Below are 23,568 nucleotides of genomic sequence, written 5' to 3' on the forward strand. Positions count from 1 at the left end.
TGAAATGAAAGACATACAAAAGCCCGAACGCAGCAAGAGCCTTTTCCGCTTTGCGGCGCCGCAGATGTTCTACCCGCTGGCGGGCAGGCTGGCACCCTGGTTCGCGGTCGTTGCGGCGGTTCTCGCGGCGATCGGGGTGTGGCTCGGCTTTTTCGTCGCGCCGACCGACGCCGTCCAGGGCGACGTCTATCGCGTCATCTACATCCACGTCGCCGCGGCGTGGATGTCCATGTTCGTCTACCTGGTCATGGCCTTCTGGTCCTTTGTCGGCCTGGTCATGAACACCCGCCTGTCCTTCATCATGTCGCAGGCGCTGGCGCCCACCGGCGCGATGTTCTGCTTCGTCGCGCTGTGGACCGGCTCGTTGTGGGGGAAGCCGACCTGGGGGGCTTACTGGGTGTGGGATGCGCGCCTGACTTCCCAGTTGTTGCTCCTTTTCCTGTATTTGGGATTTATGGCGCTCACGCGCGCGATCGAGGATCCGCGCCGTGCCGACAAGGCGGGCGCGATCATCGCCCTCGTCGGCGCGGTCAACGTGCCCATCATCTATTTCTCCGTGAAGTGGTGGAACACCCTGCACCAGGGCGCATCCGTGAGCCTCAACAAGGCGCCCGCGATGGCGGCGACGATGCTGAGCGGCATGCTGGTCATGGCGCTCGCCGCGTGGGCCTACACCATCGCGGTCACGCTGTGGCGCGTGCGCTCGCTCATCCTGGAACGCGAACGCCATACCGAATGGGTCGCCGCCGAACTGAACGCGCTGGAGGGCAAGGTGTGATGCAGTGGGAATCCTGGAGCGCGTTCTGGAATATGGGCGGTTTTGCCTTTTTCGTGTGGGGCAGTTACGGCCTGGCGCTGCTGCTCGTCGTCGGGGAACTGATCCTCGTCACGCGTCGTCGTAGGGATACCGTGCGGCGCCTGTTGCGCCTGCGCCGGGCCAATGCGGCCGGTGCAGGCGGCCGTCGTGCTTTTGAGGAGATCGTTGAATGAAACCCCGTAGCAAACGGCTGATGCTGCTCGGCGGTGCCGTTGCACTGTTGGTCGGGGCGGTGGCGCTCGTGCTGTCCGCCTTCCAGGAGAACCTCGTGTTCTTCCATACGCCCACCGAAGTCGCTGCAGGCAAGGCCCCGAATGGCCGTACCTTCCGCATCGGCGGTCTGGTCGAACCGGGTTCGATCAAGCGCGCGGACGATGGCGTGACGGTGCAGTTCGCGATCACCGACACCGCGAAAACCATTCCCGTCACTTACAAGGGTTCGCTGCCCGACCTCTTCAGCGAGGGCAAGGGGGCGGTCGTGCAGGGCAAGCTGGGCCCTGATGGCCGGTTCACGGCCTCGGAAGTGCTCGCCAAGCACGACGAGAACTACATGCCGCCCGAAGCGCAGCACGCGGTCGACCAGGCGCACAAGACGGCTCAAACGGTGAAGCAATGATTCCCGAACTCGGTCATTTTTCGTTGATCCTCGCGTTGATTCTCGCCTTCGTGCAGGGGGTGGTGCCGCTCATCGGCGCGAGCCGCAACCGCCTCGCCCTGATGGCAGTCGGCCGCCCGGCCGCGCAGGGCCAGTTCCTGTTCATCGTCTTCGCGTTCGGATGCCTGACGTGGTCCTTCATCAACAGCGACTTCTCGCTGCAGCTCGCCGCGAGCAACTCGCACTCGGCCACGCCGTTGATCTACAAGATCACCGGCGTGTGGGGCAACCATGAAGGCTCGCTGCTCCTGTGGGCCATGGCGCTTGCGCTGTGGACCGTTGCGGTGACCGTGTTCAGCCGCAACCTGCCGGAGATCTTCATGGCGCGCGTGCTGGGCGTGCTGGGGCTCGTCAGTACCGGCTTCCTGCTGTTCCTGCTGGTCACGTCCAACCCCTTCGACCGCATCCTGCCCGCTGCCCCTGAAGGCCGTGACCTCAACCCGCTGCTCCAGGATCCGGGGATGATCATCCATCCGCCGCTGCTGTACATGGGCTACGTCGGCTTCTCCGTCGCGTTCGCGTTCGCGATCGCCGCGCTGCTGTCCGGCCGCATGGACGCGGCCTGGGCGCGCTGGTCGCGGCCGTGGACGACCGTCGCGTGGATCTTCCTCACCTGCGGCATCGCCGTCGGCTCGGGCTGGGCCTACTACGAGCTCGGCTGGGGCGGCTGGTGGTTCTGGGATCCGGTCGAGAACGCCTCCTTCATGCCGTGGTTGGTCGGCACCGCGCTGATGCACTCGCTTGCGGTCACCGAGAAGCGCGGCGCATTCCGCAGCTGGACCGTGCTCCTCGCGATCGCCGCGTTCTCGCTCTCGCTGATGGGCACCTTCCTCGTCCGCTCGGGCGTGCTGACCTCGGTGCATGCCTTCGCCACCGATCCGGCGCGCGGCCTCTTCGTGCTGGCGCTGCTCGTGCTCGTGATTGGCGTCTCGCTGGGGCTGTTTGCGTGGCGCGCGCCGACGCTGGCGGGCGGCGGCAGCTTCGGGCTGATCTCGCGCGAATCCTCGCTGCTTGCCAACAACGTGCTGTTGACGGTTGCCAGTGGCTCCGTGCTTCTCGGCACGCTCTACCCGCTCTTCATCGACGCGCTGAACCTCGGCAAGATCTCGGTCGGGCCGCCGTACTTCGAGACGGTTTTCGTCCCGTTGATGGCCCCGTTGGTCGTGCTGATGATGATCGGCCCCTTCGTCCGCTGGAAAGGGGATGACGGCAACAACGTCCTGCGCAAGGTTGCGCCGGGCATCCTGGGCAGCCTCGTGATCGGTGGCGGCACGGCCTTCGCCCTGGGGCATGTGAGCGTGCGGACCGTGCTCGGTCTTTCGCTCGCGGCGTGGGTCATCATCGGCAGCGTCCAGATCCTGTGGCAGCGCATTGCAGACCGCCGCGGCGCGGGCGCCGGCGCGCGTCTGCGCAGCATTCCCTCAGCGTGGTGGGGCATGTGGTTCGCACACGTCGGGATTGGCGTCTTCATCATCGGCGTTGCACTGGTCGGCAGTCTCAACACGCAGATGCAGGTCAAGATGCTGCCGGGCGACACGGCGCACCTGGCGGGCTACACGTTCACCTTCCGCGGCGCGAAGGAGGTCTCCGGGCCGAACTACGCAGCGGCGCGCGCGACGATCGACGTGACGCGCGGCGCGGCCAAGGTCGCCACGCTGAGCCCCGAGAAGCGCTTCTACCAGGCGCAGGGCATGCCGATGACCGAAGCCGCGATCGACGTCGGTCTCTTCCGCGACGTGTATGTGAATATCGGCGACCAGCTCGACGACGGAGCATGGGTCGTCGGCCTGTTCTACCGCCCGTTCATCAGCTGGATCTGGTTCGGGTGCGCATTGATGGCGCTCGGCGGCATCTTTGCCGCGTCGGACCGCCGTTACCGTCGTCTGGCCGAGCGCGAGGCCCCCGCGGGGGCTGCGCGCCAGGCAGCCTGAGAGGTTCCATGAAAGCGAAGTTCCTGATTCCCCTCTTCATTTTCCTCGCGTTGGCGGGCTTCCTCGGATACGGGCTCAAGCTCAATCCGCGCGAAGTTCCGTCGCCGCTCATCGGCAAGGCAGCCCCCGCATTCCGGGTGCCGCAGCTGCAGGCTGAGGGCAAGACCATTTCGCCCGAAGACATGAAGGGGCGCGTATGGCTTCTCAACGTCTGGGCATCGTGGTGCGTGTCGTGCCGTTACGAGCATCCGGTGCTGGTGCAACTGGCCCGCAACAGCCCGGTGCCGATCGTCGGGCTCAACTATAAGGAAATGCGCGGCGACGGCGCGGCCGACGTAAAGGGTGTCGCCCCTGCGACGGAACTGGCCACCGCGCGCCAGCGCGCGCGCCAGTGGCTGGTCGAGCACGGTGGCGACCCCTACACGGTGACCGCCCTCGATCTCGACGGGCGCGTCGGCATCGACTACGGCGTGTACGGTGTCCCCGAGACCTTCCTGATCGACCAGCAGGGCGTGATCCGTTACAAGCACATCGGCCCGATCACCCCGGAGTCGCTGCGCGACGTGCTGCTGCCGAAGATCGCGGAGTTGCAACGTGCGAGCTGACCTGATGCGCCGCCTGGCGCTTGTTGCGGCCCTGCTGCTTCCCGTGGCGGGACATGCCGGCGAAGCCGCGCCGGTGACCAATGATCCCGCTCTCGAGGAGCGCGTCATGCGCTTGGCGCATGACCTGCGCTGCCTCGTGTGTCAGAACCAGTCGATTGCCGAATCCAATGCCCCGCTGGCCGTTGATCTGCGCGATCAGGTACGGGAGCAGTTCCTGGCCGGGAAGGATGAAGCTGCCGTCGTCGATTATCTCGTCGCGCGTTACGGCGACTTCGTTCTCTATCTGCCGCCGTTCAAGGGCATCACGTTGTTGCTGTGGCTCGGGCCGGGGCTTCTGCTCGTGGCGGGTGCAGGGTGGCTTGTGTGGCGGCTGCGCAGCCGTGTCCGCGAGACACCGCATGCCCTGAGCGCGGAAGAACATGCCCGCGCCGCCGCCCTGCTTGACGGTACCGCCAAACCTTCCCAGGAGTCCCGCTCGTGACTGTTTTCCTGATTCTGGCCACCTTGCTGGTGGCCGGTGCCCTGCTGCTCGTCATTCCGCCCCTGCTGGGCGCTGGAGCGAAGGCGCGCGAACACGCGGCGCGGCAGGAGCAGGCGCGTACGGTGCTGGTCGTGTTGCGCGAGCAACTCGCGGATCTCGATGCCGAACGGGCTGCCGGACGCATCGCCGAAGCGGATTACCAACGGTCACGCGACGAACTTGAACAGCGTGCGCTGGCCGAAGGAGGGACGGCGGAAGCCGGTGTCGACGGTAAGCCGGCGCGCGGCTGGGCGCTTGGCGTGGTGTGCGCCGTGCCGGTGCTTGCGGTCACCGCATACATGCTGCTCGGCACCCCGGAGGGACTCGATCCCGAGAACGTGAAGCCCGCGCCCGAAGCCGGCCATCAGATCACGCCCGAGCAGATGCAGGCCATGGTGGCCCAGCTCGCAGAACGCCTCGAGCGCGAGCCCGACAACGTCCAGGGTTGGATGATGCTCGGACGTTCGTATGCGGTCATGCAGAACTTCCAGGGCGCCGTCGCGACGTGGCAGAAGATTGGTGGGCAGATCCCGGAGCAGGCCGATATTCTGGCAGACTGGGCCGACCTGCTTGCGGGCGCGGCAGGACGCAAGTTCGAAGGCGATCCCGATCGGCTGATCGCACGGGCCCTCGCGCTTGACCCGAACCACGTCAAGGCGCTTGCCCTGTCGGGGACGTCGGCCTTCCGTCGGGGTGATTATGCCCAGGCGTCGGCCCAGTGGGAGAAGATCCTCGCCAGCTTGCAGCCCGGCGTGGAGCCCTATCCGTCGATTCTCGCCAGCATCAACGAGGCGCGTGCCAAGGGCGGCCTGCCGCCGCTGAACCCGCCGGCCGGGCCGCAGGCGGCCGGAATGGCGGGTGGGGGGGGCGCGGCCCAGAGTGGTGCTGCGAGCACCGCGCTGACGCTGCGCGGGCGGCTCAGCCTCGCCCCCGAACTCGCGGGCAAGGCCGGTGCCGACGACACGATATTCGTCTTTGCGCGCCCGGCGCAGGGCGGCATGCCCATCGCCGCCCTGCGCGTCCGCGCCGGCGAGCTCCCGGTCGATTTCGATTTCGCCACCGCCCAGCGCATGTCGCAGGGGCCTTTGCCGGCACAGATCGCGATCGGTGCCCGGCTATCGAAAGGCGGCAGTGCCACCGCGAGCGCGGGCGACCTTGAAAGCCAGGCGGTGCTCGTTGCGCCCGATGCCGAGGGCGTGAGCATCGTCATCGACCGCGTGCGCAAGTAACAAGCGGGAACCTCAACCTTTGCCGAAGGGGGCGCGGTGCTGCGGCACCCGCCCCCTTCGTTCATGGCGGGGCGACTTTTGCCTTCCGGTTCAACTCGCGCCGAAGGGGGCCACGCCGTTCGATCCGCCTGTTGAAGCATGAAGCGAAGGCTTGGGCAGGTCGGGTTCGCGCGCCGCCATCCGGCCGGCTGAGGGCTATTGACCCGGCAACCAGATACCGTTCGGGCTGAGCCTGTCGAAGCGCAACTGCGGCGTTAATAAATGATCAGTGACCGGCGAGGAAGTGCCGGTTGCCGGCATTCATTCGGGAGGGTGCATCGACGCCTGTCGCGGGGATGGCGGAGGCATAAAAAAAGACCGCCCCACTTGCGCGGGACGGCCAGGGATGCGGTGCAGGTCTCGTCGGATCAGGAGTTCGGGCGGATGTGCGCGACGCCGCCGTAGCTGCCAACCCAAAGATCTCCTTCCTTCGTCGTGGTCATGGAGAACACGGCGTCGCCGAAAAGTCCTTCGGCCGACTTCATGACCCGGAAGCGGTCGCCGTCCTTCATCGCCAAGCCGTTGTTCGTGCCGATCCAGAGGCGGTTCTGCAGGTCGCGGTGCAGCATGAACACGTGGTTGCCAGGCAGGCCTTCGACCGTCGTGTAATTGGTCCACTTCCCGTCCTTGTAGTGGGCGAGCCCGCCACCCCAGGTGCCCGACCAGACCGAGCCGTCCTGGTCGACGACGAGGGAGATGATGTAGTTCGGGTTGTAGGCCTGGTCAATCCCTTCGAGGCCCATTTCGCGCTTTTGCTGGGCGTGGTGCAGGGACTCCTTCGCCGGATCGCTCTTGTAGGCGATATCCTGCTTGACCTTGTCGTAATCGGCACCGATGCCGCGGGAGTGGTTCCAGTTTTCCCACTTGCCGTCGGCAAAGTGCGCCATGCCGCCTTCCGTAGCGAGCCACATGTCGCCGTCCTTGCCCTCGGCGAGGCCGTACACCCAGTCGTTCGGCAAGCCGCCGCCGGTGCTCTCGACCGTATGCAGTTCCCAGGCGGACGGATCCTTCAGCTTGCCGCCGCGCACGCGATTGACGCCCGACCAGGTGGCGATCCAGATGTCGCCCGAGCGGGTCTCGACGACGTCATAGACGAAGGCGTCGCCGAGGCCCTCCGGGATGTTGTAGGTTTCCCACGTGCCCGTCTTTTCGTCGAGCATGGACATGCCTCCGCCGTAGGTGCCGACGGTGATCTTGCCCTGGACGCGGCCGACGTAGAACATGCCGTTCGACAGCAGGCCGTTCTGGTTGTCGTACATCTTGAATTCGTCGGTGCGCGTGTCGTAGCGGATCACGCCCCCCGAAGTCGCAACCCAGACGATCCCGTCGTCGATGTAGATCTTCTTGACGTTCTTGTTGCCTACCCGGAAGTGTGTGAATTTCTCGTTGGGGTCGACACCAACTTTGCCTTCACGGACTTCCTGGCTGCTCGCGGCGGGCGCGGTGCTGGTCGTTGCGCTGGCGACGGGCGCGGGGGTTTTGCCCTGCTGCTGGCCAAGCGTGAAGGCGCCGGCAATCGCGACGACGCCGACGATCGAGGCAACGGCTGCAACTTTGTAACTCATGCGAAAGACTCCTTGAAGTTCCGGTTGTCGCCCGCCAGGCCCGGACCACGGTCGGACGGGCGCTCCGACGAAGACGGTTATTTGCCGATGACCGCGACACCGCGGCGCGTGCCCACCCAGACGTCGCCGTTGGCAGCAGCCGCGATCGCGTAGACGTTGGAATCGAGCAGCCCTTCGTTGGTCGTGTAGGAGCGCCACGTCTTGCCGTCGAAGCGCGACACGCCCTTGTCGGTGCCGAACCAGAGGGCGCCCTGCTTGTCCTGGGCAATCGAGTACACGATGTTGCCGACCAGTCCGTCCTTGCTGTTGTAGTTCTTCCAGGTCTTGCCGTCGAACCGGGCGACTCCGCCGCCCCAGGTGCCGACCCACGCAGTCCCTTGCGGATCGATGTGCATGGCGAAAGAGTAGTTGGGGTTATAGGTCGGCTGCCCGTGTTCCATCGTCGTCAGATCGTGGCGCGCACGCGTGCCGAGGCCGGTGTTGCTCGATGCTGGCAACTGTTCGGTGTTCGGCGCCCCCAACCCGTCCTTGTGCGTCCAGGATTTCCATTCCTTGCCGTCGAACATCGACACGCCGCCCTCGGTGGCGAACCAGACGCGCCCCTTGGCGTCGACGTCGAGGCCGTACACCCACTCGTTGATGAGTTCCTTGACGTATTTCTTGAATTCGCCGGTCTTGACGTTGAACTGATTGACGCCTGCCCAGGTACCGATCCAGAGGTTGCCGTCCTTGTCGTTGGCGTAGGAGTAGATCCAGTAGTCGGCGAGGCCGTGCATCGGGAAATAGGTCTTCCACTTGCCGTCCTTGTAGCGCGAGGCGCCACCCGCGTTGGTGCCGAACCACTTGTAGCCCTGCGTATCGATGCCCACGGCGAACACGTACTCGTTCGCCAGCCCGTCCGCGCGGGTGAAGGTGTTGCGCGGCTTGCGCGTGGCGAGGTCGATCTCATGCACGCCGGTCGACGTTCCCACCCAGATCGTGTTGGTGTCGGGTTCGATTTTCAGTGCCCTGACGTACACGCTGTCGCCGACATTGAAGGTCTCGCGGATCCGGTAATCGGGCGACGGGGTCTCGGCGGCGGCGCCGGTCATGCAGGTGAGGGCCAGTGCGGCCGCCGTCAGGGCGTGCCGTGCGTGCTGCAGGTGCAGGATCATCGTTGAAGTGTCCGTAGATAAGCGATTACGTCGAGAATTTCTTGATCCCTGAGGATACCGTTGAACGATGGCATCGTCATCTTTCCGGCCTTGATGCTTGCAAGCAGGACCATGTCGGGCTGCATCAACCGCTCGCCGCGCGAAAATTTCGGGGCATTCGGGATCGCGCTGTTGCCGCCGGGGCCGTGGCAGCCGATGCAGTGCTGGTTGTAGATGCGCTGGCCTTCGATGACGTTCGCCGCGAGCGCAACGCCTGGCGTCACGAGCGCCGCGACAAGGAGGGTCGCCAGTCTGCCGATCGCCTTCATTTGCGCGCACCCTTCTTGTTCGTGCCGAGAATTCCCGCGATCCGTGCTTCCCATTGTTCCGCCTTGGCGGTATCGGTCGCGAGTCCGTACTTGCCTGTCCGGTAGCCCTGCGCCACGGCCTTGATTGCATCCACCTCGCCGAGTTCGGCGGCCTTGAGCAGCAGTGCGCCCGCTTCCGGCGTGTCGGAATTTTCCGCGTCGAGGCGCCGGTCATTGCGGACGAAGGCGAGCGCCATCGTGACGATCGCGAGGGGGTGCCCCTTTGCCGCAGCAGAGCGCATCAGCCGGCCGGCCTCGGACGGATTGGGGGCCTTGGCCTCGCCGGTGAAATACATCTTCGCCAGCCCGTATTCGCCATCCATGTTGCCCTGTTCGGCGGCCTTCTGGAGGTACTGCACGGCTTCGTCGTCGAGTTCGGCGCTGTCGAGGATGGAGCCGTAGAGCGCCTGTGCCGCCGCATGGCCCGCGTCTGCGGCCTTCTTGAGCGGATCCATCGCACCAGCGACGTCGTTGAGGTGATAGGCCTCGCGCCCCTTCTGATAGTCGGCCTCCGCGTCGGCCAGGGCCGCGGGCACCACGGTGATCAGGGCCAGGGCGAGAAGCGCGTGGCTGAAAGCGGGAACGATCTTCTCAGTTCCGGGAAGCTTCATTCTAGGTTCCTTGTTCGAAGTTGGGGTCACGTGCGGAATGGAGATTGCCAGCGCCGCTCCTGTGGATCCCGAACGCTTCGAATTCCTCGAGCTTCCGGTACAGGCTCGACAGGCCGATACCCAGCTTCTGCGCTGCAGTACGTCTGTCGCCGCTCGTTTCGTCCAGCATTCGATAGATCACGTCAGCCTCGAACTCGCGCAATTGATCGCGCAGGCTCCGCTGGCTAGCAATCGATGTGCCATGCACGGGTGAGCGTGTGCAGGTGCGCGCGATCTCGGGGGGAAGATCGTCCAGCGTGATGCAGCTGTCCTCGGCAAGGATGCACGCGCGGTTGATCACGTTTTCCATCTGGCGCACGTTGCCCGGCCAGGGGTAGCCGACGAGCAACCGCTCGACGTCGTCCGACACGGTCATGCAGGCGGCCGCATCGCGCTGGTCGCGTACCCGGTCGAGGATGAAGCGGATGAGGCTGCGGATGTCTTCCTTGCGCTCGCGCAGGGGCGGGATATGGATGTGGAACATGCTGAGCCGGAAGAACAAGTCCTCCCGGAAGGTGCCTTCCTTGACCATTTGGCTGAGGTCGCGGTTGGTGGCGGCGATGATCCGGCAGTCGACGCGTCGCGACTGCTCGCTGCCGACGGCGCGGATTTCCTTTTCCTCGATGGCGTGCAGCAGCTTGGTCTGCATCAGCATCGGCAACTCGCCGACCTCATCGAGGAAGAGAGTGCCCAGATCGGCTTGCAGGAACAGCCCCTTTCGGGCCTTGTCAGCGCCCGTGAATGCGCCCTTGGTGTGGCCGAAGAATTCGGCCTCCATGAGTGTTTCGGGGATCGCGCTGCAGTTGACCGGCAGGAACAGGTGTTCGCTGCGCCGGCTCTGTTCGTGGATCAGGCGGGCAAGCACGCCCTTGCCGGTTCCCGATTCGCCGGTGATCAGCACGGTGCTGTCGGTGGGCGCGACCTTGCCCGCGAGGCGTTCCACCGCGGCCATCGACGGCGATGTGAAGCGGAACTTGTCGGAATCCGCCTTGGCGAACTTGCGCAGGACGCGGTTTTCCTCGCGCAGGCCGCGCAGCGCCGCAATCTGCTGCACGCGGTGCAGCATCTCCTCGACGTTGAAGGGTTTGGTGACGTAATCGGACGCCCCCAGGCGCAGGGCCTCGACAGCCGACTCCATCGATGCGAACGCCGTGACCATGATGAAGTTGGTCTCGACCCCGGACTCCTTGATCGATCGCATCAGATCGACCCCGTTGCCGTCCGGCATCTTGATGTCGCAGAGCGCGAGGTCGACGTCGCCGCGCACCAGTTTCGACGCGGCTTCAGTGCAGTTGCGCGCCTCATCCACCGAGTAGCCGGCCTGTCGGCAGGCATCGGCGAGGATTTCCCGGACCGCGCGCTCGTCGTCGATGACCAGTATGTGCATCGAATTCCCTTGTAGTGTGGATGCCAGCCAGTTGTCAGGTTACCCGTTCGGGGGCGCGCAGGGGCAGGCGTATGCGCGCGGTAGCTCCCTTGCCGGCTTCGGACTCAAGGGTCAGGGAGCCGCCCGAGTCTTCGATCAGTTCGCGGCTGAGTGCGAGCCCGAGGCCGGTGCCCTTGCCGGCCGGCTTGGTCGTGAAATATTCGTCGAACACCTTCCCGAGCGTGACGGTATCGATGCCGGCTCCGTTATCCGCGATCTCGATCAGCGCTTCGGATTCGGATGCCCGCGTGCGCACGAGAATTTGCGCGGGATGGTCCGCAGGCATCTCCTCGAGGGCGTCCGCCGCGTTGAACAGAAGGTTCATCAGCACCTGCGTCAGGTGATCGCCTATCGCACGTATGGCCGGCATCTCCCCGTCGAGTTCCGTCGTCATGGCGATCCGGCGGAAGCGCCGATCGTAGCTGACGAAGGCGCAGGTATTGCTGACCAGTTCATTCAGGTTGAGCAATTCCGGACGTTGCGCCTGCGGGCGCGTGAAATCGGCAATCTGCCGTGTGATCGCCGAGATGCGCTTCGCCTGTTCGAGGATCAGTCCGGGGTGGCAGGTTTCGCCGTGGCTGGGGCATTGCCGGATCTGCTGCACCTGGCTCATCGCGCTCGCCACGCCGGTGATCGCCGCGATGGGGTTGTTGATTTCGTGGGCGAGCTGTGCAGCGAGCGATCCCACGGCCACCATTTTTTCGCGATGGAACTGTTCGAGGCGTGCCCGTTCGATGTGACGTTCGCGCTCGCGCAGATCCTGCTGCATGCGATTGACCGCGTGCATCAGCGTTCCCAGTTCGTCGTTGCGCGTGACAGGCAGGGGCGCGTCCCGGCTTCCATTCACGATCCCGTGCGCGTGTGCCTCGAGTTTGCGGATGTCCCATGTCAGACGGCTGAAGAATATGGCAGTGACGGCTCCCAGCAGGATCAGGCCGATCACCAGCATCGCCAGGCTGCTGAGTGTAATTCGATCGTAATTTTCCCGGTACTGGTCCAGCAGCATCAGCCGGTGGGCGTGTGCGCTCTTCGTGATGCCGTCGAGCTCGATGATCAGCTCGTTCAGTGTTGCACGTGCGACCCCCAGGGTGGTGAGCGTCGGCGACTGGGCAAGATCGCGCACCAGTGCGTGCAGCTTGCCGGCGAGCATCAGAACCGCGGGATGACGGTCCTGTATGGCTTCGAGCAGCGACAGGCTCGCTTCGACCTCGATCATCGAGCGGATCGCCGAAGATGCGAGGTCGTCGTCCGAAAAGGACATATTCACGGCGAACAGCGTACGCGCCATGGAGGTGTTGATCTCGAGGAGCTGAGCCTCGGTGCGGTGAGCGGCTTCGAGGTCCTGGACCACGCTCAGGAGTCCCTGGCGCTGGGTCTCGGTGGATACGCCGATCAGCAGCGAATAGGCGACCATCAGGATGAAGGCGATGATCCCCTTTGCCCTGAGCGACAGTGAGCGTGGCTGCGGCGCCACGGATTCCTGCGGCCGGGGCTCGTCGTCGGTCATCTCGTAGACACCGTCGGCAGTGCTGGAGGTCGTGTTCATCTGGCGCCTATGGGTGCGTACTCCGGTCGGGGCTGTCGGGCTACACTATGTGTACGCACCGACATTTTCTCAGATCGCGCGCCCGCCCGCACGTCGGGGTTTGGCGCGGGAAGTGTTGTGTATGAACGCGGCGGTGAAGATACGTTCGCTGCCGCGCTGCACGGTATGGTTATTGCATGCAAACCCCGCCAATGTGCCGGGAGCGCTGTGTTACCGCTTTCGGGAATCGAGCCGGTTTGATAGAGAGAGGGTTCTTTCATGTTGCGTCGTCTGGCCTTTTGCATGATGTTGCTGACCGGGGGAGTGCATGCCGCCCCGATCGACGATGCGCTCCAGCAGTACGACGGCGGCCGGTACGATGCCGCCGCCAAGCAGCTTGCGCCACTTGCGGAGCAAGGTAACGCGGTTGCCCAGGAAAAGCTTGCGGTCATGTATTTCTATGGGCGCGGTGTACCGGAGGATGAGGAGAAGGCCCTGCAGTGGGCCCGTCGCAGCGCGGATCAGGGCAACCTTGATGCGATGTTCTTCATCGGCAACATGTACGTGTTCGGAGACAAACTTCCAAAGTCCGTGCAGGATCCTGATCAGGAGGCTGCGCGCTGGTATTTCGAAGCGGCACGCAAGGGCCATGCCGAGGCCGAGTACGGCCTGGGCTTGCTGTTCCTGGCGGGCAAGGGCGTGGTGCAGGACCAGGAGGAGGCCATGCGCTGGATCCGCTCGGCGGCCGACCATGGTCATCCCGGTGCGCGGTCGTTCCTTGGGGGAGCGAAGGCCGGACACTGAGCGGCGCGCGGCCATATCTTGCAGTAACTCGGTTTCCCCGGGCAGGAGTTTGATTGATTTCATCGCAGCAGATCGGGAGAAGCCGATGAGATTGCGCTGGATGGCGGGTTTCCTGTCTGCCGTGCTCGCCGCGGCCGTGGGCGCTCAGGCGCCCGCCGACGATGCAGATCAGCGGCGGCGCTTGATCGAGCAGAAGATCCGGCTGGTTGATATCCTGATCAACTCGCCGGCAGGCCGGAGTGCGGCCGAGGGGCACGAAGCCGACTTTCGGGCTCTCATCGAGCAAGGGCACCAGGCGGTCGACGACGCGCGCAAGGCGCTGGTCGACGGGCGTTTCGACGAGGCCGCGAAGCTGGCCGACGACGCCTTGCGTTCCGTGTCGAGCGCATCGCGTCGCATGTCGCAAGAGGGCGCGCTGAGTGAAGACGCCCAGCGCAAGAACCTCCGTGATCTCGGCGACCAGGTGGGGATGTATCGCGGCTCGATCGAGGAACTTGCCAAGGATCCGCAAAAGAGCGCGGGGGCGAAAGCCCTGCTCGGACGCGTGGACGGCCTGACTGCCGAGTCGAAGCAACTCGCCGAGGCCGGCCGGCTCGGTGAGGCCGGCAAGAAAATGGCCGAGGCTTACAAGATCGCAGTCGAGGAGCTGTCGCGCCTTCGCGCCGGGCAGGAGGTCCTGCTTTCCCTGAAGTTCGACACGCCGGCTGACGAGTATGCGTACGAGAAGAAGCGTTTCGCGAGCAACGAGATCATGGTTGACATGATGATCGCGGAAGGTCGCGCCGCGGGCGACAAGCGCCGCCTGGTGGACGGATTCGTCGAGGCGGGGCGCAGGCTCGGCACGCAGGCCGAAGAGCAGGCGACGGCTGGCCGGCATGCCGAGGCCGTCAAGTTGATGGAGCAGGCCTCCGCCCAACTCGTTCGGGCATTGCAGTCGATGGGCGTCCCGGTGTTCTGACGCGACGGGCGTGGTATGGCAAGGAAGCTGGTGGCGGCTGGATGTACCACTGCCACATCCTCGATCATGCCCGGGCGGATGAGGGAAGGATTCGTGTGCGGGGCGACCTCGGCCCGGCGGCCCGTCGGGTGCGTGGAAGGTCTGCCGGATCAGGGTTTTCGTGATGCTGCAACGGGAAAGCGGCTCCGCACTTCGCGCACCGTGGCGGGGTCGGCCCAGTCCCGCTGTCCGAGATGACTGCCCAGGATGCGACCGTCGGCACCGACGTACAAGGTCTGCGGGAGCGCCACGACTCCCAGCGCGGACATGGTCTGGCTCGGTGAATCTGCGATGCTCACCGGCAGCTTGATCCCGTACTTGAGGAGAAATTCGCGCACCAGGTTGTGATCGGTATCGACGGACAATGCCAGCACGCGAATGCCGTCGGGGGCGAGGAGCGTTTCAAGGCGCTGCAGTGAGGGCATCTCTGTCCGGCAGGGCGCGCACCACGTCGCCCAGATATTGACGACGGTCGGGCGGCCGCCAAGCCAGTCCTGGCTGCGGACTGCAGCCCCGTCGAGACTGGTGAGCGACAGGGCCGGCATGGATGCCGGTGGGCCGGCGCTTGCCAACTCCGCCGCGGTGGTCAGGAGCGCGGCGAGTGCAAGGATGACGACAGTCCGGCTGATCCGCTTCCAAAGTGAAGCGATCCGGACCTTGGCTGGCAACGTTTCCCGATCAGAATCCTGAGTCCTCATTTCGCGGTTTCCTTTCCTTTAGTGCAATTTTGGCATAGCGGCCAAGATGCTCAAGGATGGAACGGCGCGTCAAGGCGATAACCCCAATTTCCGTGAGGATCACGACGATTGTGACGAGGTAGGCGTTCCAGATGTACAGACCGTCTCCCCCCATCGACCAGAATTCGCTCCAACCGCTCCAGTTCATGATCGTGCTCCGAAGTTCCGTGCAACCCACTCGCTGTTTCGTTCGCGCTTGAGAATGACGTTTCGCAGCCGGGCGAGCGTTGCCGCGACGGTGTACGCAAATAGTCCGAGGCCCATCAACAGAAGCCCCATGGTGATGATCGGATTTCCCGGAGCCGCCAATCCGCGCGGCGCGTTACCGTACATCGCGCTCCAGTGGATTATCGAGAAGTAGAGGAGGGGCAATCCAAACGCGCCGACCAGCGCAAGCAGGCCGCTTGCCCGATCCGCGCGCCGGGCGTCATCGATGGCTTCCTGAAGGGCGATGTAGCCGAGAAACAGGAACAGCACCAGGAGTTCTGCCGTCAGACGCGTCTCCCATATCCACCACGTCCCCCAGATCGGTTTGCCCCAGAGGGATCCGGTCCATAGCGCCAGAAACGCGAACATCGCACCTGTCGGCGCAAGGGCCGAGGCAAACATCGACAGGAAGCGTTGCCTTCTAGCGAGACTGCACCCCGCCGCAATGGCGGTTGCGAAATAGATGGCGACCGACAGCCAGAGGGCCGGGGTGTGGATGAATGCGATGCGGTAGTGCTCGTGCTGATGCGGATCCGTCGGTGCCAGGACCAGGCCGACGAAGAGGCCGAGCGTGCACAACACTACCGCCGCCCAGCCAAACCACGGATACAGACGCGTCGCCAGAGCGTACCCGCGCTGCGGCGTCGCTGCCGACCAGGTGGTCAGAAGCGGCGGATCGTCCGAGCGGAGGGCGCTGCTGAATGCGGGCATCGGTTTGTATGCGTTCGATTGCGGGGTTGCATGTCTTGGCTAGCAATCGGCATGCCGGCCCGCAGCGGGGCTGCAGGCGGCCAGCGGCCCCCGTGCCGCAGGGTTTGCGGAGCGCGGCGCGGAAGCCTAGCTGAATGATTTCCTGATATCAGGAAATCCGGCCCTTCCCATTTGCGGGGGCGGGCGGTGTGCCGTCTCCGGCGGATCGGTGATCGAGTCCTGCGTCCGCAGGCGCTCAACCGGGGATATAGATGCCCGCGCTGCGGATCGCCTTCACGAGTTCGCTCGTCGACTGTTCGAGCAGCTTGATGCCCGCTTCGTAGTCCTTGCGCGAGGCCGCCGCCTCGGCTTCGCCGCGCAGCGCGCCCGCAGTGGAGAGGAATTCGGTGACGCGCGGACTCATGGGCGCGCCGCCGAGTTTGTCTTCGAGCAGAACCTTCACGAGCATCTTGTGCGTTTCGTTGCGGTCGATCTCGTAGTGATACTCCTCTTCTTTCGAAGCGAAGTTCAGGGATCTGACCAGCGTGTCGCCGGAGCGCATGGAGCTGATGGACGCCTTGGCGAGCAGGTAGGCCTGTTCGAGGATGGTGCGGCCGCTAGCGTATTGGCCGGCAGCGGCCTTGCGTTCGGCGTCGGCGATAAACGCCTCGACCTGGTGGCTGCTTTCCTGTGATTCCTTGTTACCCTTTTCCGACGCAATCCGTTTCTGTGCGGCGAGGAGGGCGCGCACGCTTTCCAGCTTGTTCTTGTAGTCCGTCTCGATCTTCTGGGCGGTGACGCTCTCGGGTGCGGCGAGGCGTGCCGCCTCGAACATGGTCTTGCTGGCCGCGGACAGCAGCGTGGATGCCTTTGCGAGATCGCCCGCATCGAAAGCGGACTTGGCTTGCGTGTATTGTTCCTTCGCTGCCTTGCGTTTCTCGATGGCGGCTGCTTCGCCGCTGGTTTCGATCTGGCGCGCGGCGGTCGATTTTTCGATCAGTGTGCCAACCGATTCGAAGCGGCGTTCGAGCTGGGCGCGATCGGGTTCATTGGCCTGGAGCCGGGTCGATGCGCTGCCCGACGGTGCCGGTTCGGTCTGGGCGAGAGCGGAACCGGCAGCGACGAGCGCGAATGCAAGCGCTGCATGTCCAAGGATCCCTTTACGGTGGGTCGATTTCATCATTGCGGACTCCTGGACATGCAGGTTTTCGGCTTCAAAACGACTTGCTGGCCGGCTTACTGGGCGGTACGGGCGATCGGCCCGTCCTTCTTCTTCGAGTGGCACAGACGGCACTCGGATACGGGGAAGGCGACCTTGCCGTGGCACACGCCGCACTTCTGCCCGAGAAGGATGGCCGCCATGCTGATCTGGTTGGCACCCTTTTGCGGGATGAAGATTGCCGGGTGGCAATTGGAGCAGTCAAGCCATTCAGTGTGCTGCTTGTGCGGATAGACGACGTCCGGCATCGATCCTTTCACTTCGCGGACGATGTTCAGATCCATCACCACCGGCGCCGCTTTGGGGTCGATGCGGTCCCAGCGCGGGTTGATTGCGTGGTCTTCGAGCGCCTTCACCCAATTCACGCGGTTTCCGGCATTGCTGCGCGGAAGCGCCTCGAATGCGGCCAGCGGCGGCATCAGCGCAGCCGTGCCTTCGCTGGTGGGGTCATGGATGCCGTCCTGCATCGGCGGCAGGTTGCGCTGGTTGGCAGGCTTCAGCAGGCGGTTGAAGCGATTCACGTCGGTTGCCGGAGCGGCAGGAGCTGCGGCCGCGGGAGCTGCGGCGGGTGCGGTTGCCGGAGCTGCGGCCGGCTTGCTCTTGGCGTCCTGGGCTGCGACAACTGTCGAGCCGAACAGGCCTACGGCGACCGTCAGGAGAAGGATTGGAATGCGGCGGGTCATTTCTTGCTACCTCCTTGCCCGACGGGAACAGCCAGTTTCTGGATCGTGCTTTCGTGCACTTGCGTAGGAGTGTGCGGTTTGCCGGAGTGGCACAGGTCGCAGTTTTCGACCGACCAGGCGACCTCGCCGTTATGGCAGGCGCCGCAGAACTGGCCGTCGATGATCTTCAGCATCGTGATCTCGTTGCCGCCTGCCTTGAACTGGAATCCCAGGTCTGCGTGGCAGACCTTGCAGCGAAAGCGGATACGATGGAACCAGTGCGGGAAGATCGCCGGTCGCATGCCCGCCGCATCAGCGTAGTTGTTGATGACGATGTCGCCATACTCGGCGCGGCTGTCGGTCGGGGCCCACAACGTGATGGCCACCACGGCAAACAGCAGCGCAGTGAGCCCACGGCGGACTCTTGTTACCCACGGGACCTGCTTCATAGTTCAACCCTCTTGAAAACGTGAACCGTTCCAGCCAGCCAAATTGCCCGAGATTCCCCTGGCTGGCAACCTAACGAATGTAATCGTCCCCGTCGCTGCCCCAGACCTGCGAGGCACCGGAAGCTCGTACTGTTGCACCGAGTTCGTCCATCGTTGACGCCGCGATGGAGCTTCGATGTGTGTCGGACGGATGTCTAAAGCAAGAAACGCGCCGTATTGCTATCACCATTGGCGTATTGTTCCGAAGCGTGTGACGGCCGTTGGCTCTCCGTCGAATGTAACTGTTTATTTCGATCGCGAGAATGGGTTCCTGAATTCGGGAATGGCGTGCGGTCGCTTCGGCGCTGCCGGCCTTGCCTCATATTCTAGAGGACGCTCGGCCGGGTGCGAGCCCTTGCGCTCGCGGCCAGCGGGTGCGGAAAGGATGTGCCCTGCGCCTTCGCCCATGGATGCCGGTGCCGTCCACTTGCCGCGACGGGGTGTCAGCGCCCGCCGGCTTCGGTGCTGCCGGCGGCAGCGGCCGGGTTCTGCTGTGCCGTGCGCCATTCCCACAGAGCGGACTCAGCGCGTGCCCGGAAGGGGTCGTCCGCGGGCGCTCGATGGAGGTAGGTCTGCATGGCACCCATGGCACCGGCGCGGTCGCCCAGCGCATCGAGGGTTATGGCGAGCCCGTAGTAAGCATTGATCTGGTCCTTGCGCAGCTCGATGGCCGACTGGAAGAAATCGCGTGCATTCTTCCATTGCTGGAGTCCGACCAGCGCAAATCCCATATTGACATGCGCTTCCGGAAGCTTGGGATTCAAGGCGAGGACCTGGTGAAAGGCGGTCAGCGCGTATTCGTACTGGCGCATGTGGAGCATTGCGACGCCCTGTTCGAACCGCGCCCTCACCGCCTTCCGCGTCGCTGCCAGGGACTCGCCGGGCTTGAGCGTGAATACGTCCGCGAAGGTGAGCCGCGGAGGCGGCTTGAGGTTGCCCCGTTGCGGCCCCAAAGCGAGCAATCCCCCGAGCGCCAGCGTGGCGAGAACCGTGATGGCTATCGCGCGGCGGCGAACGTCGCGGCGGCTGCGGGGGAGTTTTGCGGGGAGATCGGGCTTGAGGCTGCCTGGCATAGATTGACAATCCGGGGTACGGCGATGAATGCGAAGTATGCGACGCCGACGATCGTGATGGTGCCGCCCAAGCCGGTCAGAGCGGCCGCGATGATCGCGGGAAGTTCGGCCCCGGCCGCGCTGAAGGCCACTTTGCGTGGAGCACCGAGCATGCCGCTCCATGCAAGGCTGCAAATCAGCGTGGTGATGCCGAAGAAGTAGATCGACAACGGCCTGCGGGTCGGTTTAGCGGAGCGTTTTGCGTCCTGGGGCGGCGACAGGCGCGCCAGCACAGCAGCCATTTGCGCCAGCGTGAAGGCGCCGATTGTACCGTGATAATGAGCCGGTATGAGGGTTGTCTGGCTGTCGATGGCGGCGCCGGCAAGAATGCCGATGCAATAGAGCCCGAGCGAGGCGGCAAAGCCATCGGCGCGCCGGGCACCCTTCCGCAGCGCAAGCAACAGGCCGAAGGCGAGCGGCGCAGGCCAGTTCGACCAGCGCATGGCCTGGGTGTGGAGATCGTGCAGGGTGCCGTGATCCACGCCGGCAAGCAGCAGTGTCGGGGCGATGATCGCGGGCAGCGAAGCGAGGGCGAACAGGGGAATTGCAATCGCGGGGGACAGGCCGCCTGCGTCAGCGCGTTCCGACAGCCGCAGCCAGATCGACATCATGAGGGTGACGAATCCGAACTGCAGGATGTGGCCGGCGCCCCACAGGGCGTCGATGAGCCGCATCTCCCGATGCCACGCCAGCAGGAGGTAGATCGTCGCCATGAGGAAGGGCAGGCGTGCGATTGCGAAGCCCCATTCGGCGACATCGCGGGGACGGATCAGCGAAATGCCTGCCGTGCACAGTCCGGCTCCGGCAAAAAGGGCGAGCGATGCGAGAAACAGCGGGTGATCGAGATAAGGGACGTAATTCGCGAGGACCGGATTGCCCGGGGCAAGGAGGCCGGCTGCGATGACGCCGAGCGCCCCGGCGGCCCCGACGAGCTGCAGCGTGCCTGCAAGGCGTTGACGGCGTGCGCCCAGCGTTTCGGTCCACAGCGCCGCCGCCATCGCGAAATACCACAGCAGGGTGGCGAGATTGACGTGCACCACGAGCGCGCGCGGAAAGCTGTCCGGCGGCACGAGGGACGTCAGGATGGGTGTGCGGGCGAGGACGAGGGCGGTGGCGGCAACCGCGGACAGGCCGAGCGATGATGCGGCGACCAGCAGCCAGCGGTGAGAGACGGCGGGCAGCGTACGCATTACGTGCGTCATCACACGGCCCCCTGGTGCGGGGTGGCGGATATGAACGGGACCCCGAAGAAGGTCAGGAAGGCCGTGACGAACACCGCGAGCACCAGGCCCGCGTGGACCGGGGGCGACAGGCGGTAGGCGAGGCGGGCGTGGATCGTGAACGCGACCGTCAGCCACGTGATGAAGGCCCACGTTTCGAGCGGGTCCCAGGCCCAATATCGCCCCCACGCATCCTGAGCCCAGATGGCGCCCGCGATGAGCATCAGGGTATGGAAGATCAGCCCGATCGCCATGCAGCGGAAGGCAAGCTCGTCCAGTTGCGCGCTGGCCGGCAACTGGGCAAACCGCTGCAACCCGATTCCTGCGTGTCGCAGGAGAATCACGCACGACAGGCCAACGGCCACCAGGACTGCGCCGAGAAACACCTTCCCGAGCCCGATGTGGATATACAGCCAAGGGGTGTTGTAGGTCGGGGGGTAGTGACCTTCCCCGGGGTGGGCGACCATCAGCCAGCCCAGCATGATGAACATCAGCGGCATCACGACGGCAGCGGACGCGCGAATCCGCGGAATCCGCCAGTAAGCCAGTGTGTAGGCGGTCATCAGGCTCCACACGTTCGAGCAAAGGATCTCGAACATCGTGATGAAGGGGCCGTGCCCGAGCCGCGCCCAGCGCAGTCCGATCGACAGGGCCTGGAGTGCCAGCCCCGCAAGCATGAGCGAGAGTACCGTGCGTTCCGGCCGCTTTCCCAGCACCACGCCCACGACGGCGAAGACACCGGCAAGCACGTAGGCCGTCACGGCGACCCAAAGGACCTGGAGTTCCTGTTCCATACTATGCGTCCCACGGCCTCGCCGTGAATTTTGTCCAGAAATGTGCAGCCAGACTCACGACCGCGACCGTACACGCGGCAAGGAGCCAGGGCAGGGTCCAGTCGTAGAACACGCGATAGCCCATCCAGTTGCGCAGGCCCTCGAATTCGAGCGTGCCATCGGGAGTCTGCAATGAATCGCCCGGATGCATTTCGTGGCGTTCGCGCCCGATCCGGACGACAAGCTTATAGTGTTCCGGAAGGTGGAACGACGTGTGTTCGGCGGGATCAAGAATGATTTCGTCAATGTCGAGCAGCACCCAGATCGGGAGCGCGCTGCCGGGAGGGCTCCATTCCGCGGCCTGGCTGTATTCCTTCATTGGGTAGGGAGGAAGCTGCACGGACCCGCGGACCACGTTGCCCTGATTGTCCCGCCACCGGAACGTGGGGGCAAAGCCCTTGTTGAACGTGGTGTAGAAGCGGTAGCCGGAAACGATCAGGGGCTTCTGGTCGCCGATGATTTCGTCGTGCCAGCGGCCGTCCGGGCCTTGCCAGGCGACCTGATTGCGCGTGGCCTCGCGCTGCAGGCCGGGGGCGTAGTCGATGTGGAAACCCTTGTTTACGAAGTGCACGCTCGAAAGCGCACCGGCGTGCAGCGGACCCCGGTCGACTCCCGACAGCTCGCCGTTGAAGGGCACGCCCTCGGTAACGCCGACATGGGCATTCAGGTAGGTAAGGCGTCCCGCCGCGACCAGCAAGAGCAGCACGACCAAGGCGAGGTGAAAGACGAGCAGCGCGGTCTGGCGCCGGAACACGCCGTTGCTCATCACGGCGGCCATCAGGTTGATCGCCAGCAAGACGAGCGGCACCACCAGGGGCCAGGTTCGCGCGCCTTCCCGGAGGTAGGCGAACGCGACGCCGCCGCCCAGAAGGACGATCAGTGCGAGGGTCAGCCGGAGCGAAGCAAGGCGGCGTACCAGTCTCCCGCCCGCGGAGCTTCGTTCGGTCGGATCGCTGCTGTCCGTTCGCGCCTGCCCGGAGGCCGCTTGCGCCAGTCCGTTCCGCTTCACGGCGCCATCCATCGTGCCGTCCGTACTGCCATCATTCCGCGTCGGCCTTCGCTCCACCAAGGTACTGGAAGATCGTCACGCGGCCGTTGAACGTATCGGCAACGAACACGCGATCGAAGGAATCGACCCAGACCCCTGCCGGGAGATAAAAGTTGCCCGTCCCCTGACCGACGCCGCCGATAGGCATCAGGAACTCCCCGGCCTCGTTGAAAACCAGCAAATTATCGTAATAGGACTCGACGATGTAGATGTTGTTTTCGCTATCGACGGCGACGCCCTTGGGTCGAACCAGGTTGCCGTAATAAAGACCGCGCCGCCCGATGATCTGCGGTTTGGCGTCACCTTCGAGCGGGATCACCTGCACGCGGTTGTTCATCGTGTCCGTCACGTAAAGCTTGCCGTGCGCGAGTGCGATGTGGGTTGGGAAATTGAACTCGCCGGGCCCCTCCCCGCGTTCGCCGATGACCTTTTCCAGCCGGCCGTCGCTGCCGAAGACCTTGATGTCGTGGGCGTAGGTGTCGGCGACGTACAGCAGGCCGGTCGCCGGGTCACGTGCGATTCCCGTGGGGCGCTGCAAAACGCCCGCACCAATGGGCGTCAGCGGGTTTCCCTGCGCATCGAGATGCGCAACGATCTGCAACTCCGAATCCGTAACCCAGACGCCGCCGCCTTCGGCGAGTGCGACGCCGATCGGGGAGACGAAACGCCGCAAGCCCACGGCGAACTCCCAGACCTTGAGTTCTCCGGCAGGTTTGTCAAAGACAAAGACGGCGGCGCGACTCACGTCGGTGACGAAGATCCGTTCGCGTTCATCCACTACCACGGCCTGAGGCCTCTGCAGGACGTTCGGCTTTTCCTCCTCCATCAGGCCGACCACCCAGGCGAAAAACTGCGCGACCCCTTTCGATTCGCCCTCGCGGACGAAATTCTCCTCGCCGGTGAGCTGGCCGGCGAACTGGTAGCGCGGGACGTCCGGTTCGGCCGGCCACATGAGCCGCTTGCCCTCGGGGGCATCGAGCAGCCCGTAATGGAGGCGCGCAGGTGTGGACTGCGTCGCGCAGCCCGTCAGCGCGGCGGCAAGCGCAAGAATCAGCCATGGGAGAGCGGACGACACGGTGGGTTTCACG

The 23,568-nt window shown here is 64.7% G+C and carries 26 protein-coding genes; 9 read left to right on the top strand and 17 right to left on the bottom strand.

The window, feature by feature from the left end; genetic code table 11:
* Window positions 1-4: 4 nt before the first annotated feature.
* From ccmC to ccmI, 7 genes are read left to right on the top strand one after another with little or no spacing between them, the layout of a single operon-like run.
* Complete coding sequence (ccmC, locus tag CDA09_RS01300) at window positions 5-778, top strand: heme ABC transporter permease CcmC (protein WP_502697083.1); 774 nt, start codon at window positions 5-7, stop codon at window positions 776-778.
* Window positions 778-990 (top strand): heme exporter protein CcmD, encoded by a 213-nt coding sequence (gene ccmD / locus CDA09_RS01305; protein WP_121426970.1) that lies wholly within the window; start codon window positions 778-780, stop codon window positions 988-990. The genes ccmC and ccmD (CDA09_RS01305) overlap by 1 nt, the downstream gene beginning before the upstream one ends.
* A complete protein-coding gene (gene ccmE / locus CDA09_RS01310; protein WP_121426971.1) occupies window positions 987-1,433 on the top strand; it encodes a cytochrome c maturation protein CcmE in 447 nt (148 codons plus the stop codon). Before ccmD (CDA09_RS01305) ends, ccmE begins: the two co-directional genes overlap by 4 nt.
* On the top strand, window positions 1,430-3,403 hold the full coding sequence (locus CDA09_RS01315; RefSeq protein WP_121426972.1) for a heme lyase CcmF/NrfE family subunit: 1,974 nt from the start codon (window positions 1,430-1,432) through the stop codon (window positions 3,401-3,403). The genes ccmE and CDA09_RS01315 overlap by 4 nt, the downstream gene beginning before the upstream one ends.
* 8 nt (window positions 3,404-3,411) lie before the next feature.
* On the top strand, window positions 3,412-4,008 hold the full coding sequence (locus tag CDA09_RS01320; RefSeq protein ID WP_121426973.1) for a DsbE family thiol:disulfide interchange protein: 597 nt from the start codon (window positions 3,412-3,414) through the stop codon (window positions 4,006-4,008).
* A 4-nt stretch (window positions 4,009-4,012) separates the two neighbouring features.
* Window positions 4,013-4,489, top strand: a complete 477-nt coding sequence (locus tag CDA09_RS01325; protein ID WP_121426974.1) for a cytochrome c-type biogenesis protein — start codon at window positions 4,013-4,015, stop codon at window positions 4,487-4,489.
* Complete coding sequence (gene ccmI / locus CDA09_RS01330) at window positions 4,486-5,757, top strand: c-type cytochrome biogenesis protein CcmI (protein WP_121426975.1); 1,272 nt, start codon at window positions 4,486-4,488, stop codon at window positions 5,755-5,757. The genes CDA09_RS01325 and ccmI overlap by 4 nt, the downstream gene beginning before the upstream one ends.
* Window positions 5,758-6,164: 407 nt before the next feature.
* Here ccmI and CDA09_RS01335 read toward each other — a convergent pair whose 3' ends face one another.
* The 6 genes from CDA09_RS01335 to CDA09_RS01360 all read right to left on the bottom strand — a co-directional run bounded on the left by CDA09_RS01335 (window position 6,165) and on the right by CDA09_RS01360 (window position 12,484).
* On the bottom strand, window positions 6,165-7,361 hold the full coding sequence (locus CDA09_RS01335; protein ID WP_121426976.1) for a ligand-binding sensor domain-containing protein: 1,197 nt from the start codon (window positions 7,359-7,361) through the stop codon (window positions 6,165-6,167).
* A 77-nt stretch (window positions 7,362-7,438) separates the two neighbouring features.
* Window positions 7,439-8,515 carry a ligand-binding sensor domain-containing protein gene (locus CDA09_RS01340; protein WP_121426977.1) on the bottom strand — a complete coding sequence of 359 codons (1,077 nt, stop codon included), beginning with the start codon at window positions 8,513-8,515 and terminating at the stop codon, window positions 7,439-7,441.
* Window positions 8,512-8,823, bottom strand: coding sequence for a c-type cytochrome (locus CDA09_RS01345; protein WP_121426978.1), 312 nt, complete (start codon window positions 8,821-8,823; stop codon window positions 8,512-8,514). The genes CDA09_RS01340 and CDA09_RS01345 overlap by 4 nt, the downstream gene beginning before the upstream one ends.
* A complete protein-coding gene (locus CDA09_RS01350; protein ID WP_121426979.1) occupies window positions 8,820-9,473 on the bottom strand; it encodes a tetratricopeptide repeat protein in 654 nt (217 codons plus the stop codon). Before CDA09_RS01350 ends, CDA09_RS01345 begins: the two co-directional genes overlap by 4 nt.
* A 1-nt stretch (window position 9,474) precedes the next feature.
* Complete coding sequence (locus CDA09_RS01355) at window positions 9,475-10,899, bottom strand: sigma-54-dependent transcriptional regulator (protein WP_121426980.1); 1,425 nt, start codon at window positions 10,897-10,899, stop codon at window positions 9,475-9,477.
* A 34-nt stretch (window positions 10,900-10,933) separates the two neighbouring features.
* On the bottom strand, window positions 10,934-12,484 hold the full coding sequence (locus CDA09_RS01360) for a sensor histidine kinase (protein WP_121426981.1): 1,551 nt from the start codon (window positions 12,482-12,484) through the stop codon (window positions 10,934-10,936).
* Between the two features lie 258 nt (window positions 12,485-12,742).
* Between CDA09_RS01360 and CDA09_RS01365 the strand changes: the two genes are divergently transcribed.
* Both CDA09_RS01365 and CDA09_RS01370 read left to right on the top strand, forming a co-directional pair.
* Window positions 12,743-13,267, top strand: a complete 525-nt coding sequence (locus CDA09_RS01365) for a tetratricopeptide repeat protein (RefSeq protein WP_286164339.1) — start codon at window positions 12,743-12,745, stop codon at window positions 13,265-13,267.
* Window positions 13,268-13,316: 49 nt separating this feature from the next.
* On the top strand, window positions 13,317-14,225 hold the full coding sequence (locus tag CDA09_RS01370; protein WP_286164340.1) for a hypothetical protein: 909 nt from the start codon (window positions 13,317-13,319) through the stop codon (window positions 14,223-14,225).
* A gap of 149 nt (window positions 14,226-14,374) precedes the next feature.
* Here CDA09_RS01370 and CDA09_RS01375 read toward each other — a convergent pair whose 3' ends face one another.
* The 11 genes from CDA09_RS01375 to CDA09_RS01425 all read right to left on the bottom strand — a co-directional run bounded on the left by CDA09_RS01375 (window position 14,375) and on the right by CDA09_RS01425 (window position 23,567).
* Entirely contained in the window at window positions 14,375-14,962 is a 588-nt protein-coding gene (locus CDA09_RS01375) for a TlpA family protein disulfide reductase (protein WP_286164341.1), read from the bottom strand.
* Window positions 14,943-15,149: a heme exporter protein CcmD gene (gene ccmD, locus CDA09_RS01380; RefSeq protein ID WP_121426983.1), complete on the bottom strand. Its 207-nt coding sequence runs from the start codon at window positions 15,147-15,149 to the stop codon at window positions 14,943-14,945. Before ccmD (CDA09_RS01380) ends, CDA09_RS01375 begins: the two co-directional genes overlap by 20 nt.
* A complete protein-coding gene (gene ccsA, locus CDA09_RS01385; protein ID WP_121426984.1) occupies window positions 15,146-15,919 on the bottom strand; it encodes a cytochrome c biogenesis protein CcsA in 774 nt (257 codons plus the stop codon). Before ccsA (CDA09_RS01385) ends, ccmD (CDA09_RS01380) begins: the two co-directional genes overlap by 4 nt.
* Window positions 15,920-16,154: 235 nt before the next feature.
* Entirely contained in the window at window positions 16,155-17,081 is a 927-nt protein-coding gene (locus tag CDA09_RS01390) for a hypothetical protein (protein WP_286164342.1), read from the bottom strand.
* 53 nt (window positions 17,082-17,134) lie between these two features.
* On the bottom strand, window positions 17,135-17,800 hold the full coding sequence (locus CDA09_RS01395) for a c(7)-type cytochrome triheme domain-containing protein (RefSeq protein ID WP_121426985.1): 666 nt from the start codon (window positions 17,798-17,800) through the stop codon (window positions 17,135-17,137).
* Window positions 17,797-18,228, bottom strand: coding sequence for a c(7)-type cytochrome triheme domain-containing protein (locus CDA09_RS01400; protein WP_121426986.1), 432 nt, complete (start codon window positions 18,226-18,228; stop codon window positions 17,797-17,799). Before CDA09_RS01400 ends, CDA09_RS01395 begins: the two co-directional genes overlap by 4 nt.
* A 482-nt stretch (window positions 18,229-18,710) precedes the next feature.
* Window positions 18,711-19,340, bottom strand: a complete 630-nt coding sequence (locus CDA09_RS01405) for a tetratricopeptide repeat protein (RefSeq protein ID WP_128106521.1) — start codon at window positions 19,338-19,340, stop codon at window positions 18,711-18,713.
* On the bottom strand, window positions 19,265-20,581 hold the full coding sequence (locus CDA09_RS01410) for a hypothetical protein (RefSeq protein ID WP_121426988.1): 1,317 nt from the start codon (window positions 20,579-20,581) through the stop codon (window positions 19,265-19,267). Before CDA09_RS01410 ends, CDA09_RS01405 begins: the two co-directional genes overlap by 76 nt.
* Complete coding sequence (ccsA, locus tag CDA09_RS01415) at window positions 20,581-21,393, bottom strand: cytochrome c biogenesis protein CcsA (protein ID WP_121426989.1); 813 nt, start codon at window positions 21,391-21,393, stop codon at window positions 20,581-20,583. The genes CDA09_RS01410 and ccsA (CDA09_RS01415) overlap by 1 nt, the downstream gene beginning before the upstream one ends.
* A gap of 1 nt (window position 21,394) precedes the next feature.
* Complete coding sequence (locus CDA09_RS01420) at window positions 21,395-22,453, bottom strand: cytochrome c biogenesis ResB family protein (RefSeq protein WP_121426990.1); 1,059 nt, start codon at window positions 22,451-22,453, stop codon at window positions 21,395-21,397.
* Between the two features lie 19 nt (window positions 22,454-22,472).
* Entirely contained in the window at window positions 22,473-23,567 is a 1,095-nt protein-coding gene (locus CDA09_RS01425) for a 6-bladed beta-propeller (RefSeq protein WP_286164343.1), read from the bottom strand.
* Window position 23,568: the final 1 nt, after the last annotated feature.

The sequence above is a fragment of the Azoarcus sp. DN11 genome (genome assembly GCF_003628555.1).
Taxonomy (GTDB): Bacteria; Pseudomonadota; Gammaproteobacteria; order Burkholderiales; family Rhodocyclaceae; genus Aromatoleum.